The sequence below is a fragment of the Burkholderia sp. Bmkn7 genome (assembly GCF_041103175.1).
Lineage (GTDB): Bacteria > Pseudomonadota > Gammaproteobacteria > Burkholderiales > Burkholderiaceae > Burkholderia > Burkholderia cepacia.
Map to the genome: position 1 here is coordinate 391,429 of NZ_JBGCUH010000002.1, position 15,191 is coordinate 406,619.

At 66.5% G+C, this 15,191-nt stretch carries 13 protein-coding genes and 2 pseudogenes; 10 read left to right on the forward strand and 5 right to left on the reverse strand.

The genetic code is table 11. The features are described 5' to 3' along the window. Positions 1-78 precede the first annotated feature (78 nt). Positions 79-351, reverse strand: a pseudogene (locus AB3K92_RS07600) (glutathione S-transferase N-terminal domain-containing protein); the annotation flags it as partial. A gap of 28 nt (positions 352-379) precedes the next feature. After that, the gene (locus AB3K92_RS07605) at positions 380-856 is read right to left on the reverse strand and encodes an OsmC family protein (protein WP_021163534.1); all 477 of its coding nucleotides are present in this window, start codon (positions 854-856) and stop codon (positions 380-382) included. Between the two features lie 131 nt (positions 857-987). On the opposite strand from AB3K92_RS07605, the gene AB3K92_RS07610 reads away from it, so the two are divergent. Continuing rightward, positions 988-1,629, forward strand: coding sequence for a GntR family transcriptional regulator (locus AB3K92_RS07610; protein WP_369464752.1), 642 nt, complete (start codon positions 988-990; stop codon positions 1,627-1,629). Between the two features lie 113 nt (positions 1,630-1,742). Here AB3K92_RS07610 and AB3K92_RS07615 read toward each other — a convergent pair whose 3' ends face one another. Next, positions 1,743-2,783 carry a LacI family DNA-binding transcriptional regulator gene (locus AB3K92_RS07615; RefSeq protein ID WP_369464753.1) on the reverse strand — a complete coding sequence of 347 codons (1,041 nt, stop codon included), beginning with the start codon at positions 2,781-2,783 and terminating at the stop codon, positions 1,743-1,745. A 189-nt stretch (positions 2,784-2,972) separates the two neighbouring features. Between AB3K92_RS07615 and AB3K92_RS07620 the strand changes: the two genes are divergently transcribed. The 7 genes from AB3K92_RS07620 to AB3K92_RS07650 all read left to right on the forward strand — a co-directional run bounded on the left by AB3K92_RS07620 (position 2,973) and on the right by AB3K92_RS07650 (position 10,707). Next, positions 2,973-4,121, forward strand: a complete 1,149-nt coding sequence (locus AB3K92_RS07620; protein WP_369464754.1) for an ABC transporter ATP-binding protein — start codon at positions 2,973-2,975, stop codon at positions 4,119-4,121. A gap of 9 nt (positions 4,122-4,130) precedes the next feature. After that, positions 4,131-6,122: a beta-galactosidase gene (locus AB3K92_RS07625; RefSeq protein ID WP_369464755.1), complete on the forward strand. Its 1,992-nt coding sequence runs from the start codon at positions 4,131-4,133 to the stop codon at positions 6,120-6,122. Positions 6,123-6,188: 66 nt separating this feature from the next. Next, complete coding sequence (locus AB3K92_RS07630; protein ID WP_021163539.1) at positions 6,189-7,448, forward strand: ABC transporter substrate-binding protein; 1,260 nt, start codon at positions 6,189-6,191, stop codon at positions 7,446-7,448. A gap of 70 nt (positions 7,449-7,518) precedes the next feature. Beyond that, positions 7,519-8,487 (forward strand): carbohydrate ABC transporter permease, encoded by a 969-nt coding sequence (locus tag AB3K92_RS07635; protein ID WP_059708727.1) that lies wholly within the window; start codon positions 7,519-7,521, stop codon positions 8,485-8,487. 21 nt (positions 8,488-8,508) lie between these two features. Beyond that, complete coding sequence (locus tag AB3K92_RS07640) at positions 8,509-9,360, forward strand: carbohydrate ABC transporter permease (protein ID WP_369464757.1); 852 nt, start codon at positions 8,509-8,511, stop codon at positions 9,358-9,360. Between the two features lie 374 nt (positions 9,361-9,734). Beyond that, positions 9,735-10,229 carry a DUF2867 domain-containing protein gene (locus tag AB3K92_RS07645; protein WP_081068676.1) on the forward strand — a complete coding sequence of 165 codons (495 nt, stop codon included), beginning with the start codon at positions 9,735-9,737 and terminating at the stop codon, positions 10,227-10,229. 52 nt (positions 10,230-10,281) lie between these two features. Then, positions 10,282-10,707, forward strand: a complete 426-nt coding sequence (locus AB3K92_RS07650) for a lipocalin-like domain-containing protein (protein ID WP_048023950.1) — start codon at positions 10,282-10,284, stop codon at positions 10,705-10,707. A 178-nt stretch (positions 10,708-10,885) separates the two neighbouring features. On the opposite strand, the pseudogene AB3K92_RS07655 reads toward AB3K92_RS07650, so the two are convergent. Continuing rightward, positions 10,886-11,326 (reverse strand): annotated as a pseudogene (locus tag AB3K92_RS07655) (DUF6306 domain-containing protein); the annotation flags it as partial. A 275-nt stretch (positions 11,327-11,601) separates the two neighbouring features. Continuing rightward, complete coding sequence (gene glcC, locus AB3K92_RS07660; RefSeq protein WP_136470103.1) at positions 11,602-12,372, reverse strand: transcriptional regulator GlcC; 771 nt, start codon at positions 12,370-12,372, stop codon at positions 11,602-11,604. A 232-nt stretch (positions 12,373-12,604) separates the two neighbouring features. On the opposite strand from glcC, the gene glcD reads away from it, so the two are divergent. Both glcD and glcE read left to right on the forward strand, forming a co-directional pair. Further along, positions 12,605-14,104, forward strand: coding sequence for a glycolate oxidase subunit GlcD (gene glcD / locus AB3K92_RS07665; RefSeq protein ID WP_369464758.1), 1,500 nt, complete (start codon positions 12,605-12,607; stop codon positions 14,102-14,104). After that, on the forward strand, positions 14,104-15,180 hold the full coding sequence (gene glcE, locus AB3K92_RS07670; RefSeq protein WP_059708715.1) for a glycolate oxidase subunit GlcE: 1,077 nt from the start codon (positions 14,104-14,106) through the stop codon (positions 15,178-15,180). Before glcD ends, glcE begins: the two co-directional genes overlap by 1 nt. Positions 15,181-15,191: the final 11 nt, after the last annotated feature.

Sequence of the window (15,191 nt, forward strand, 5' to 3'; positions counted from 1 at the left end):
GTACGCACTCCGGAACAACGGCGAATCGAATTTCATCGCGCGCTGGATCGCCGGGCGCACGAGTCGCTGCGGTAACCACTGCGCCCGTTCCGGGGTGCCGAGTTCGGGCGCCAGCCGCTGCTCCGGATGCGCATCGGCGAGATGCAAACAAATGGCCGCGGCCTCCTACAGCACCAGGTCGCCGTCGATCAGTACCGGAATGAGCCCGTTCGGATTGAGCGCGAGGTAGTCCGGCGACTTGTGCCGATCGTGCGTGCGGTCGACGTATTCAAGCTCGAACGGCTGGTCGATTTCCTCGAGCACGAAGTGCGGCGCCATGCTGGCGTTGCCGGGGTAGTAGAAAAGCTTCATCGTCGATTTCGTCCGGCGGGTGTCGGCGTCACGCCGCGGCGAATTCGATCGTGGGCTCGCAGCGGATCGGAAAATTGACCGAGTTCGCGATATAGCACTTTGCGTGCGCATCGTGATGCAGATGTTCCGCCCGCTCGCGATCGTCGCCGGCCTGGATCGTCACGTGCGGGCGCAGCACGATTTCCGTGAAGCGGCCCGGCTCGTCACGGTCGACCATCGTGCCTTCCGCATCGTCGACATAAGCGAGCACGTGAATGCCCGCTTCGGAGCACAGGTGCAGGTACCACAGCTTGTGACACGCCGATGCCGACGCCAGCAACAGGTCTTCGGGGTTCCAGCGCGACGCGTCGCCCCGAAACGCCGGGTCCGACGAACCGGGAATTTCCGGCTTGGAACCGGCCCGGATCACATGATCGCGGCCGTATTCGCGATACCCCGACGTGCCGGTGCCGCGATTGCCCGTCCACGCGACTGCGACGCGATACTTGTGTTCGCCAGATGCCATCTCGCTCTCCATTGATGTGGGTTGCTTCGACCGGGCCGGATTTCGTCGTACGGAGCCCGCCTGCGTTCGCCATTTTGGCACCGGATTTTCATTTGGTATACCATTATTCCAAATTGACGGAACACACAGGCATGGAAGCCAAACTCGATTCCACGGCGGACGCGGTCGCCGCCTCGTTGCGCGACATGATCATCAACGGCGAGCTCGAAGCGGGCGAGCGGCTCGTCGAGCGCGACCTCGCCGACCGGTTCGGCATCAGCCGGATTCCGATGCGCGAGGCCATCCAGCGCCTGGAGCGCGAAGGGTTGCTGGACATCTTCAGGAATCGCGGCGCCGTCGTGCGCATGCTGGGCGCGTCGGACGTGCAGGAAATCTACGACCTGCGCGTGCTGCTCGAAGGCGACGCCATCTACCGAAGCGTGAAGCGGCTCGACGACGAGACGCTCGCGCGTGCCGAACTCGTCCATCGCCTGCTCGGCGATACGGCCGTGCCGCGCCGGCAGGGCGAACTGAACCGCGAATTCCATGCGTTGCTGTATTCGTGCTGCGGCAACGCACGGCAATTGAATACGATCGCGGAGCTGCGCAGCCAGGTCGAACGGTACGAGCGCCTGCAGGCCACGCTGCTCGCCGATACGCCGTCGTTCCAGGTCGAGCACGAGGAGATCCTGCAGGCGTGCCGCGAACGCAATGCGCGTGCCGCTCGGTCGATGACGGTCGTGCATCTCGAATCGGCCAGGCGCATCGTGATGGGGCTCGTCGAAGGCGATTGAAGCCGGTGCTGCGTATGGCGCCCGCTGCCCCGCGCGCGCGGGGCGGGCGGGCCTTGTCGGGTCGCGCCAATCGCGGCGCCAACCTCCGTCGCGACATTCAGCATATCGATACATCAAATCGGCCGCGTCGCGCTCCCGCCGGGCGCGCGGCCGGTCGTCCCGCGCACCACCAGTTTCGGCAGCGACGCGACCCGCACGCGCGATGCAGCGCTGCTGCGCGCGCCCGCGTCGCGTAGCGCATTGAGCAATTCGACCGCGAGCCCCGCGGCCTCGGCGGTCGGGATCGCAACGGTCGTCAGCGTGGGGCGCGTGTCGCTGGCCAGGTGAATGTCGGTGATCCCGACGATCGACAGGTCGTCCGGCACACGCCTGCCGCGATCGGCCGCCGCATGCATCGCCCCGATCGCCGGCAGGTCGTTGGTCGCGACCAGCGCGGTCAGCCGCGGATGCGCGTCGAGCAGCCGCCCCGCCGCGCGCACGCCGCCGTCGATCGAATCGGGTTCCGCCGCGACGATCGACGCATCGAGCCCGGCTTCACGCATCACGTCGACGAAGCCGTCGTAGCGCGCCGCCTGCACGCCGCTCGCCGACCCGCCGACGATTACGCCGATCCGCTCGTGGCCCAGCTCGAGCAAGTGCCGCGTCGCGATCCGCCCCGCCTCCCGAAAATCGATCGCCACGCACGGCAATCCGTCGGGCGGCGCCTCCGGCCGCTCCCACAGGCACAGCACGACCGGCACACCGCGCGCCGCCACGTCGAGCAGATCCGGCAGATGCAGGTTCGCGTTGGTCACGAGAATCCCTTCGGAGATCGTGCCGGCAATCTGGTCGAGATACGCGCGCCCTTGCAGCGGATCTTCATTCGTATTGCAGACGATCAGGAACTGCCCGTTGCGGCGCACCGCGCGCTCGACCGCCAGCGCGAACTCCGGGTAGAACGGGTTCGCGATGCTCGACACCATCAGCGCGACCGTCGGCGCGCGCCCTTCCGCCAGCGCACGCGCCGCGAGATGCGGCCGATACCCGAGCGCCTCCACGGCTTCCAGCACCCGCGCTCGCGTCGCCTCGCCCACCCGGCCGCGCTCGCGCAGCACGTTCGACACGGTCGCGGCCGTCACGCCGGCGCGGCGCGCCACTTCATCCAGGGTTGCCATCGCTTGCTCACTATATGAGACGTCTATCCAGTATTTGCTTCGCTTACCGAAGCGGCGCACTATCGCCGCACACCCTGCCGCCCGACCGACGGGCGCGACTCGGCCGCGATCACATCGCCTCTTTTTTTGATCGCGATGATTAAGCGCTTAATCACCGATGATGGCGCATTAAAACATGGAGCGGAGACAATGGCGAGCATCTCGATGCGGCGCGTGCAGAAAGCCTATGGCGATCACGCGCCGGTCATTCGCGACGTCGATCTGGAGATCGGCGCGCACGAGTTCTGCGTGTTCCTCGGGCCGTCCGGATGCGGGAAGTCGACGTTGCTGCGGATGATCGCCGGGCTCGAGGACCTGAGCGCGGGCGAGCTGTCGATCGACGGCCGCCGCGTCGACGACGTGCCGGCCGCCGAGCGCGGCGTCGCGATGGTGTTCCAGAGCTACGCGCTGTTTCCGCACATGACGGTCTACGAGAACATGGCGTTCGGGCTGAAGCTCGCACGCGTGCCGAAAGCCGAGATCGACCGGAAGGTGCGCGATGCGGCGCGCATCCTGCAGCTCGACACGCTGCTCGAACGCAAACCAAAGGCGCTGTCGGGCGGCCAGCGGCAGCGCGTCGCGATCGGCCGCGCGATCGTGCGCGAGCCCGGCGTGTTCCTGTTCGACGAGCCGCTGTCGAATCTCGACGCCGCGCTGCGCGGCCAGACCCGCATCGAGATCGCGCGGCTGCACCGGCAGTTCGAACGCGCGAGCGTCGTCTACGTGACGCACGACCAGACCGAAGCGATGACGCTCGCCGACAAGATCGTGCTGCTGCACACCGGCGCCGACACCGCGCAGCACGGCAGCATCGCGCAGGTCGGCGCGCCGCTCGACCTCTACCACCACCCGGCCAGCCGCTTCGTCGCGGGCTTCATCGGCTCGCCGCGGATGAACTTCCTGCCGGCCGTCGTCACGGCGTGCGATGCCCGTCGCACGACCGTCACGCTCACGCCGTCCGGCGAGACCTTCACGCTGCCGCGCGACGGCTCGGCGCTCGGCGCAGGCGCCGCCGTGACGCTCGGCATTCGCCCCGAACACCTGACGCTCGGCGCCGCGCACGACGCCACGACACTCGCACGCGACGTCGCGCTCGTCGAACGCCTGGGCGAACAGACCTACGTGCACCTCGACCAGCCCGGCGGCCACACGCTGATCGCGAAAGTGCCCGGCGACGCGCAGGTGCGTACCGGCGAGCGCGTGCACGTACATGCGCCGGCCGCGGCCTGCCATCTCTTCACCGAAGACGGCCGCGCGGTGCCCGCGTGCGCCGACGTCCACGTTCACCACTACGCATAAGGATCGGGCATGCGCCTCGGAGTCTGTTACTACCCGGAACACTGGCCGGAATCGATGTGGGCCGACGATGCCCGCAGGATGAAAGCGCTCGGCATCGAGCAGGTGCGGATCGCCGAATTCGCGTGGAGCCGTATCGAGCCGTCGCCCGGCGAATACGACTGGGGCTGGCTCGATCGGGCGGTCGACGTGCTCGGCGCAGCCGGCCTCGAGATCGTGATGTGCACGCCGACCGCGACGCCGCCGAAATGGCTGGTCGACCGCCATCCGGACATCCTCGCGATCGGCGCCGACGGCCGGCCGCGCGCGTTCGGCTCGCGCCGCCACTACGACTTCTCGTCGCCGACCTATCTCGAGGCGTCGCGGCAGATCTGCACGGCGGTCGCCGAGCGCTACGGCCGGCACCCGGCCGTGCGCTACTGGCAGACCGACAACGAGCTGGGCTGCCACCAGACCGTCGTCAGTTATTCGCCGGCCGCGCTCGTGCGCTTCCGTGCGTGGCTGAAGGCGCGCTACGGCACGATCGACGCACTGAACCGCGCGTGGGGCACCGTGTTCTGGAGCATGGAGTATCGCCATTTCGACGAGGTCGATGCGCCCGTCGGCACCGTGACAGAAGCGCACCCGTCGCATCGCCTCGACTACCGGCGCTTCGCGTCGGACGAAGTCGCGCGTTATCACCGGATGCAGGTCGACGTGATCCGCGCGCACTCGCCGGGCCGGCCCGTCGCGCACAACTTCATGCAGCTGTTCACCGAGTTCGACCATTACGAAGTGGCGCGCGACCTCGACGTCGCGACGTGGGACAGCTATCCGCTCGGCGCGCTCGAGGAGCAATGGTTCGCGCCCGACGTGAAGGCGCGCTGGCTGCGCACCGGCCATCCCGATTTCGCGTCGTTCAATCACGACCTCTATCGCGGCATGTCGAAGCTGCCGTTCTGGGTGATGGAGCAGCAGCCGGGCCCCGTGAACTGGGCGCAGTGGAACCCCGCGCCGCTGCCGGGGATGGTGCGCCTGTGGAGCTGGGAGGCGTTCGCGCACGGCGCCGGTTGCGTGTCGTACTTCCGCTGGCGTCAGGCGCCGTTCGCGCAGGAGCAGATGCATGCGGGCCTGAACACGCCGGACAACCGGCTCGACGAAGGCGGCCGCGAGGCGCAGCGCGTCGCTCAGGAGATCGCCGCCGTGCTCGACGCCGGCGCGGATGTCGACGCGAACGGCGCGGTGCCTGCCCCCGTCGCGCTCGTGTTCGACTACGAAGCGAAGTGGCTGTTCGAAGTGCAGCCGCAAGGCGCCGATTTCCACTACCCGCGCTTCGCGTTCGAGTACTACACGGCGCTGCGTTCGCTCGGCCTCGACGTCGACATCGTTTCCGCGCATGCGCCGCTCGACGGCTACCGGCTCGTCGTCGTGCCGCCGCTGCCGGTCGTCCCGGACGATTTCGCCGCGCGGCTCGCGGCCTCGGGCGCGCACGCCGTGTTCGGGCCGCGCACCGGCTCGAAGACCGTCGACCTGCAGATTCCGCCGATGCTGCCGCCCGGCCCGCTCGCCTCGATCCTGCCGGTGCGCGTATGGCGCGTCGAATCGCTGCGGCCGAACGTGACCGAGCGAATCGACGGGACGCTGTACGACGGTACGCCGCTCGCGGGCCATGCGCGCCACTGGCGCGACTTCGTCGAACTGCACGACGACACACGCAGCGTCGTGCGCGCGCGCTTCGCCGACGGTCACCCGGCCTGCGTGTCGCACGGCACGCTGCACTACTGGGCCGCGCTGTTCGACGACGCGACCACCGCCCGGCTGTTCGCCGACGTCGCGGCCGAAGCCGGCCTCACGCCGACGCCGCTCGGCGACGGCGTGCGCATGAGCCGGCGCGGCGGCCTGACCTACGTTTTCAACTATGGCGACACGCCGCACACGATCGACGCGGTACCGCCGTCGGCGTTCGTGCTCGGCAGCGCGCAAGTCGGGCCGCAAGACGTGGCCGTGTATCGAAGCCGTTCGTAGCACCCTGGCACCGGCGCCACGATGCGCCGGTCACGCACAAGACGACACACAGGAATGGAGACACGCATGACACATCGCCCCCTTCGCTTCGCCGCCCGGCTCGCCACGGCCGCCGCCGTCGCACTGGCATCGCTCGGCACGACGGCGCCCGCCGATGCCGGCACGCTGACGATCAACATCGCGTTCAAGGGCGCCAGCCAGCGCGCGGTCTGGCAGTCGACGCTCGACGCGTTCCACAAGGCGCATCCCGACATCGACGTGAAGGCGACCTTCGTCGACGAGGAAGCGTACAAGGTGCAGCTCCCCGCCTGGCTCACGACCGTCGCGCCGGACGTCGTGAACTGGCACGCCGGCGAGCGGATGGCGTACTACGCGAAGCGCGGGCTGTTCGAGGACCTGAGCGGCGACTGGACGAAGAACGGCTGGGGCGCGATGTATGCATCGACGCGCGACGCATCGTCGTACAACGGCAAGCAGTACGCGGCGCCGACCGTCTACTACTCGTGGGGCCTGTTCTACCGCAAGGACCTGTTCCGCAAGGTCGGCATCGCCGACGAACCGAAGACCTGGGACCAGTTTCTCGACGCATGCAAGAAGCTGAAGGCGGCCGGCATCACGCCGGTCGCGATCGGCGGCCGCGACGCGTGGACCCTCGCCGGCTGGTTCGACTATCTCGACCTGCGCCTGAACGGCAACGCGTTCCACCAGCAGCTGATGGCCGGCGACGTGCCGTACACCGACCCGCGCGTGAAGAAGGTCTACACGACGTGGAAGTCGCTGATCGACGCGGGCTACTTCATCGACAACGCGCTGTCCTACGATCTCGACGGCGCCCAGCCGTTCCTGTTCCAGGGCAAGGCCGCGATGATGCTGATGGGTACCTTCATCGCGGCGGGTTTTCCGCCGAACGTGAAGCAGGAAATGGGCTACTACCGCTTCCCGATCATCGACCCGAAGGTGCCGACCGCCGAGGATGGCCCGGTCGAATCGCTGCATATCCCGACGAAGGCGAAGAACAAGGCCGACGCGCACACGTTCCTCGCGTTCGTCGAAACACCCGAGATGGGCGCGAAGCTCGCGGAAGGCCTCGGTTCGCTGTCGGCCAACAGCAAGTCGCCCGAGCCGGCCGATCCGGTCTCGCGCATCGGCTTCCGGATCCTGGCCGACACGAAGGGCGGCGTCGCGCAGTTCTACGACCGCGACATGACGAAGGAAATGGCCGACGAGGGGATGAAGGGGATGCAGCAGTTCCTCGCGAATCCGGCGCAGCTCGATACGGTGCTCGCGCAGCTCGAACAGACCCGCAAGCGGATCTACAAGAAGTAACGCCGTGACCCGCGCGGCGGTGCTCCGCCGCTGCGGCTGTCCCATCGTTCGCTCGTTCAGGAGCCCTGCCGTGTCCAGTCCGATTTCGTCCCGACACCTCGAGCCGCCCGCCGCGCCGCCGGAACCGCCGCCCCCTCGCGCGCCCGCCGCGGTTACCGCTGTTGCACTACCCGCGCGCCGCCCGTCGCCCGCCGTGCGGCGGCAACGGCGTGCTGCGTGGCTGTTTCTCGCGCCGGCCTGCGCGATGGTTGCCGTCTATGTGATCTGGCCGATCCTGTCGACGCTGTGGCTGAGCCTGTTCAACTGGGACGGGATGACCGAGCGCACGTTCGTCGGTCTCGCGAACTATGCGGAGCTGCTGCAAGCGCCGACGTTCTACACGGCGCTGCGCAACAACGTGATCTGGCTCGCGCTCTTCATGCTCGCGCCGCCGCTCGGCCTCGCGCTCGCGCTGTACCTGAACCAGGCGGTCGCCGGCATCCGGCTCGTGAAGTCGCTGTTCTTCGCGCCGTTCGTGCTGTCGGGCGTGGTCGTCGGCCTGATCTTCTCGTGGTTCTACGATCCGACGTTCGGCCTGCTCGCGCTGATCGCCGGGCACGGCATCCCGGTGCTCGGCGACGCGCGCTACGCGACGTTCGGCATCGTGTTCGCCGCGCTGTGGCCGCAAACCGCGTACTGCATGATCCTGTACCTCACCGGCCTCACATCGCTCAATCCGGAACAGATCGAAGCCGCACGCATGGAAGGCGCGCGCGGCTTCGCGCTGCTGTGGCACGTGGTGCTGCCGCAACTGCGGCCGACCACCTTCATGGCGATCGTCGTCACGGTGATCGGTGCGCTGCGCAGCTTCGACCTGATCTCGGTGATGACGAGCGGCGGCCCGTTCGAGAGCTCGACCGTGCTTGCGTATTACATGTACGACCAGGCGATCAAGTACTACCGGCTCGGCTATTCCGCGTCGATCGCGGTCGTGCTGTTCGCGATCATGCTCGTCTACATCGTGTTCCAGTTGCGCCGCCTGCTGCGCAACGAGCAATGACCTTCCGGGGATGCCTTCATCATGTTTCCGACACCCGTTGCCCAATGGAAGCCGGTTTCGCGCCGGCTGTACAAGCTGTCGCTGCCCGTCGCGCTCGTGATCTGGCTGCTGCCGATGATCGCCGTGTTCGTCACGTCGGTGCGCTCGACCGAGGAACTCGTCGAAGGCCACTACTGGGGCTGGCCGCGGCACTTCTCGATGATCGAGAACTATCGCGATGCGCTGACCACGTCGCCGATGCTGCATTACTTCTGGAACAGCGTGCAGATCACGGTGCCGTCCGTGCTTGGCTCGATCGCGCTCGCGGCGATGGCGGGCTTTGCGCTTGCGACCTACAGGTTTCGCGGGAGCACGGCGCTGTTCGGCACGTTCGTCGCGGGTAATTTCGTGCCGGTGCAGGTGCTGATGATTCCGGTGCGGGACTTGTCGCTGCGGCTCGGTGTATTCAATACGGTCGAGGCGCTGATCCTGTTTCATGTCGCGTTCCAGACGGGGTTCTGCACGCTGTTCCTGCGCAACTTCATCAAGCAGTTGCCGTTCGAGCTGATCGAGGCGGCGCGGATCGAAGGAGCGGGGGAATGGACGGTGTTCTGGCGGATCGTGTTGCCGTTGATCCGGCCTGCGCTGGCTGCCTTGGCGATTCTTGTGTTTACGTTCGTGTGGAATGACTACTTCTGGGCGCTGTGTCTCACGCAAGGGGATGAGGCCGCGCCGATCACGGCAGGGGTCGCCGCGTTGAAGGGACAATGGACGACGTCGTGGAACCTCGTGTCGGCCGGGTCGATCCTGGCGGCGTTGCCGTCCGTCGCGATGTTCTTCGCGATGCAGAAGCATTTTGTGGCGGGGCTGACGTTTGGAGCGACCAAAGGCTGAACGCGCGCAGCCCTGCGTATTCGTATCTCCCCCTCTGCATCGAGAGGTTGCCCGCTTCGGCGGGCTTTTTTTTGCTGCCAGGGTGTAGCGAGATACGCAGTACGAGCCGCCTGCATTCGGCCAGGATCGGACAATCGACTGCACTCGTCGAATCGGCGACAATACCGAATACTGAGAAGCAAGTAAAAGCCGCCGAATTAAACCGTGATATTCAGGACGCCACTCGCCACGCAAAAAGGAAGGCTTTGTCGGCAAGCTGTTCTGATCCGGATGCATGCGGTTACGGCATTGTTGTGCAGAGTCGAGTCGGTGCGCGCGTTTATCCCGCAACAATTGCCTCACCCATTACATTGTGAATTTCAGCCTGGATAATCATGACAAACAAGGTCTTGCCGATTCCCACGCCGGCGGCGGCAATTTGTGCATCAGGGCTGGCGCGCGTTGATTTCGCCGATGCGTATTCCGGCCAGGCAGATCGAACCTACGCCGACGCCGAACAAGCGGCGCGCGCCGCGTTCGCGGATCCGCCGCACGCCGTCCGATGCCTGATGGCCTTGCGTAACGGAATCGTGGCGCCGTTCGGACTAAGGGCGAGTATTGATTTCAGCGATCGTGGGCTGGGAAAAATCGACGTTTTTCCAATCATTTCGAGTACGAATGATGAAGTCGTCGTCGGCGGTAACGACAAGCATCTGGATTTTCGGATCTGGATTGGCATCCAACCGGGGCTGAAGGGATCGGAAGTGACGATTTCAACCTTGGTCAAAATCAACAATCGCCTTGGAAAAGGCTACTTGTCTGTCATCATGCCGTTTCATAAGCTCCTGTCGCGCACGATGCTGCAACGGGCGGTCAATCTGAGCGCATAGCCCCTGAATCCGACAGCCAGGGACATCCCGGTGAATGAATACAGGAGGGAAGATGTCTGAGCGCGACACCAGGCTCCACGGTTGCTGGCGATTGGTTTCTTTTGATACTGAGTTTCAGGATTCGAAGGAGCGTACTCAACCGTGGGGCGCCGACCCCAATGGCTACCTTATTTTCGACCCTGATGGGCGAATGATGGTACTGGTCACCGCGAAGGCGCGGGAGCCAGGGAATACCGATGAGAAACTGGCGGCACTGTTCCGCACCGTGATGTCCTACACCGGTCGGTATCGGATAGACGGGGATAGGTTCATCACCAAGATTGACGCATCCTGGAATGAAGCCTGGAATGGCACTGAGCAGGAACGGTTCTACAGGCTTGATGGAGACGCACTCGAAGTCAGCACCGCCTGGATGCCGAATCCGTTGGTACCTGGAAATCCAATAGGAAGGGGGATTCTCGGTTTTAGACGCGAGTAATCTTCGTTACGCCGAGTTCGCAACCAGTCGCCAGCTTGCGGGTCATCATTCGACGGTGAGTCTGGCAGACAGGCAGCCGCCTTTGCATGACCGCATGGTGGCGGCCTTTTGAGCCGCGTCGGGTCGAAAAGCAGCATCGACGAAAATCCGCGATGACCGTTTCTTCAGGCCACCGCCGTTACGCCGCCCCCGTTTCGCTGCCCTTGGTGCGCAACTGCACATCGACCGATCCGATGTTCTTCTCATGCGACACGAGCATCTGCGTGAGTGCATGGTGCATATCCGGCTGCACAAGCGTCGGCAGCAACGCCTGCAACTTCCGCACGACCCAGCGCTGGCCCCGATTCAGAAACGCGAGCCGCTCCGCCAGACCGTCAATCGCCATCGCCTGTTCATAAAACGCCCCGGTAGCATGCGTCGGCGTCGCATCGAGCGATCGAATCGCGTCGACCAGCACCGCACACCCGTGCGCCTCATCCTGCCGAATGCCGGCCACGAGCCGATGAAGTTCGGGATCGTCGATTTCCGTCGCCGTCTCCGACGCCACCCGCGCGCCGGCACGCTCGGCTTCCAGCAGTTCGTTCAGCAACGCGACCAGCGCGTCGCGCTGCGCATCGGCGGATTCGTCCGTTGCATTGGCGGGGCAGGCGTCGTGCCCGTCATCGTGGATCCGGTTCGACATGCGATGTCCTCCGTTTCGGGAAGCGTGGCGCACCGGTTCGTCCGGCGTGGTTCCGTCACGCACGGCTCACGCGACAGCGTCACGCATCACGGCAAACGACAGGAGGCCACACGAAGAATGGCTGACAGTCTGACATAACCATGTGACACGCGTTGCCAGACGACCCGCCGCGCGTGATGCCCGTCAAGACAAGCCGCAACGCACCGCCGGGATCAAGTCCACCCTTCAAGCCGCAACGTCGACCGCACGAGCCGCTGCTCCTCCTGCTCGATCTCCCTCAGATATTCGACGCACTGGCGGATATGCTCGCTCGCCGCCTTGCGCGCCTGCTCGGGCAGCCGCCCGGTCACCGCGTTATAGAGCCGTGCATGCTGGCGATCGATCTGCTTCTTCAACGGCTCGCGGTGATAGAGGTTGTTCACCGACGCAAACACCGAACTCAGCAGCAGATCCGTCAGCGACTGCAACGTATTCACGAGCACCGGGTTATGCGACGCCTCGCAAATCGCGAGATGAAACGCGTGATCGAGCTTCGCGCGCGCGGCCGGGTCGAGATCCTGCGCATCGGCCGCGGTCATCTCGTCATAACGACGCTTGATCAGGATGAAATCGGCGGACGTTCCGCGCAGCGCCGCCAGCCGCGCGGCCTCCGTCTCAAGCATCCCGCGCACTTCGAACAGGTCGTACAGCGTGCGCGGCTGCGAGCCGAGCAGGTGCATCATCGGCGAGACTTCGCGCTGCGGGGTCAGGCTCGCGACGAACGAGCCCTTGCCGTGCGTCGTCTCGATGATCCCGCGCGCGCGCAGCAACTTCATCCCTTCGCGCACGGCCGTGCGCGACACGCCGAGCTTCTCGGTCAGCCGCCGTTCGGACGGCAATGCCTGCCCGGCCTTCAGCACGCCGTCGACGATCAATTGCTCGATCCGCTCGGCGACGACATCGGCGACATTGCGCGCCGGCGCTTGTCGATCATGCATTTCCATACTGGTATGACCACTTTGGACGGATGTCGCCGATTTTCTCATAAACCCATGCCGTGATTGGCTTTTACGTCAAGACCCACCCCGCCTTCACGGCACGTCTCGAAAAACTGGTATGACCACGCCCGCGACGTATGGACACCCACCGGCCGGCCGCCAAGAATGCCGTCCATCCGGCGCGTCGCGCATCCCGCGGCCGCCCGCATGGTGAAGAGAGTGGAGACGGAGACACACGATGAGTTTCACCTACGACGAACGGATCGACGGCCCGCTGGCGACCGTCGGCCGCGACACACTCGTCGCCGCACTGCACGCGGCGGCGCCCGGCCTCGACGTGCTGCATGAGCGCGAAGCGCTCAAGCCGTTCGAATGCGACGGCCTCGCCGCCTATCGCACGGTACCGCTCGCGGTCGTGCTGCCCGACACGGTCGAGCAGGTGCGCGCGGTGCTGCGCGTCGCCGCCGCGCTCGGCGTGCCGGTGGTCGCGCGCGGCGCGGGAACCGGGCTGTCGGGGGGCGCGATGCCGCTCGAAAAAGGCCTCCTGCTCGTGATGGCGAAGTTCAACCGGATTCTCGACATCGACCCCGATGCCGGCGTCGCGCGCGTGCAGCCCGGCGTGCGCAACCTCGCGATCTCGCAGGCAGCCGCACCGCACGGCCTCTACTACGCGCCCGATCCGTCGTCGCAGATCGCGTGCTCGATCGGCGGCAACGTCGCCGAAAACGCGGGTGGCGTGCACTGCCTGAAATACGGGCTCACCGTGCACAACATCCTGAAGATCGAGATCCTGACGATCGACGGCGATACGCTCACGCTCGGCGCCGACGCGCTCGACGCACCCGGCTTCGACCTGCTCGCATTGTTCACCGGCTCGGAAGGGATGCTCGGCATCGTCGCCGAAGTGACCGTGAAGCTGCTGCCGAAGCCGCCGAGCGTGAAGGTGCTGATGGCGAGCTTCGACGACGTCGCCGAAGCCGGTGCCGCCGTCGCGCGGATCATCGGCGCGGGCGTGATCCCCGGCGGCCTCGAGATGATGGACAACCTCGCGATCCGCGCGGCCGAGGATTTCATCCACGCGGGTTATCCGGTCGACGCGCAGGCGATCCTGCTGTGCGAACTCGACGGCTCGCCCACCGACGTCGACGAAGATGCCGAACGCGTCGCCACGCTGCTGCGCGATGCCGGTGCATCGGAGATCCGTGTCGCGCGCGACGAGGCGGAGCGCCAGCGCTTCTGGGCCGGCCGCAAGAACGCGTTCCCGGCGGTCGGCCGCATGTCGCCCGACTACTACTGCATGGACGGCACGATCCCGCGCCGCGAGCTGCCGCGCGTGCTCGAAGGAATCGCCGCACTGTCCGCCGAATACGGGCTGCCGGTCGCGAACGTGTTCCACGCGGGCGACGGCAACATGCACCCGCTGATCCTGTTCGACGCAAACCGCCCCGGCGAACTCGACCGCGCGGAAGCGCTGGGTGGAAAGATCCTCGAGCTGTGCGTCGCGGCGGGCGGCAGCATCACCGGCGAGCACGGCGTCGGGCGCGAGAAGATCAACCAGATGTGCGTGCAGTTCAACGCCGACGAAATCGCGTTCTTCCACGCGGTGAAGGCCGCCTTCGATCCGCAGGGCCTGCTCAATCCCGGCAAGAACATCCCGACGCTGCACCGCTGCGCCGAATTCGGCGCGATGCACGTCCATCACGGCAAGCTGCCGTTTCCCGAACTGGAGCGTTTCTGATGCGACGCGAAATCGAATCGATCGACGACAGCGCGGCACTCGTCGCCCAGGTCGACGCGGCGATCCACGACCGCCAGCCGCTGCACATTCGCGGCGCCGGTACCAAGGCGTTCCTCGGCCGCCCCGTCGAAGGCCGCACGCTCGACGTGCGCACGCATCGCGGCGTCGTGTCCTATGACCCGACCGAACTCGTCGTCACCGCGCGCGCGGGCACGCCGCTCGCCGACCTCGAGGCGATGCTCGATTCGGCCGGCCAGATGCTGCCGTGCGAGCCGCCGTCGTTCGGCGGCGCGGCCACGGTCGGCGGCATGGTCGCGGCGGCGCTGTCGGGCCCGCGCCGCCCGTGGGCCGGCGCGGTACGCGACTTCGTGCTCGGCTGCCGCGTGATCACCGGCCACGCGAAACACCTGCGCTTCGGCGGCGAGGTGATGAAGAACGTCGCGGGCTACGACGTGTCGCGGTTGCTCGCGGGCAGCTTCGGCTGTCTCGGCGTCGTGACCGAGGTGTCGCTGAAGGTGCTGCCGAAGCCCCGTGCGACGTGCGATCTCGCGTTGCCGCTCGCCGTGGACGAAGCCGTGCAGCGCGTCGCCGCATGGCGGCGCGCGGGGCTGCCGCTCGCGGGCGCCTGCCACGCGGACGGCGTGCTGCGCGTGCGGATCGAAGGCGGCGAGGGCTCGGTGAAGGCCGCGCGCGACACGATCGGCGGCAACGCCATGGACGACCATGACGATGCGTTCTGGGTACGGCTGCGCGACCTTGCGCTGCCGTTCTTCGACGACCCGCGCCCGCTGTGGCGCGTGTCGGTGCCGGCCGCCGCGCCGCTCGACGCCCTGCCCGGCGCGCTGCTGGCCGACTGGGGCGGCGCGCAGCGCTGGCTGAAAAGCGACGCCGCACCGGCCGACGTGCAGCGCCTCGCCGCGCAATGGGGCGGCCACGCGACCTGCTTCACGCCGGGCACGACGCACGAGCCGTTCCAGCCGCTGCCGCCCGCGTTGCTGCGCGTGCACCGCCAGCTCAAGGCACAGCTCGACCCGCATGCGATTTTCAATCCCGGCCGCCTGTACGCCGATTTCTGACGCGACCCCGA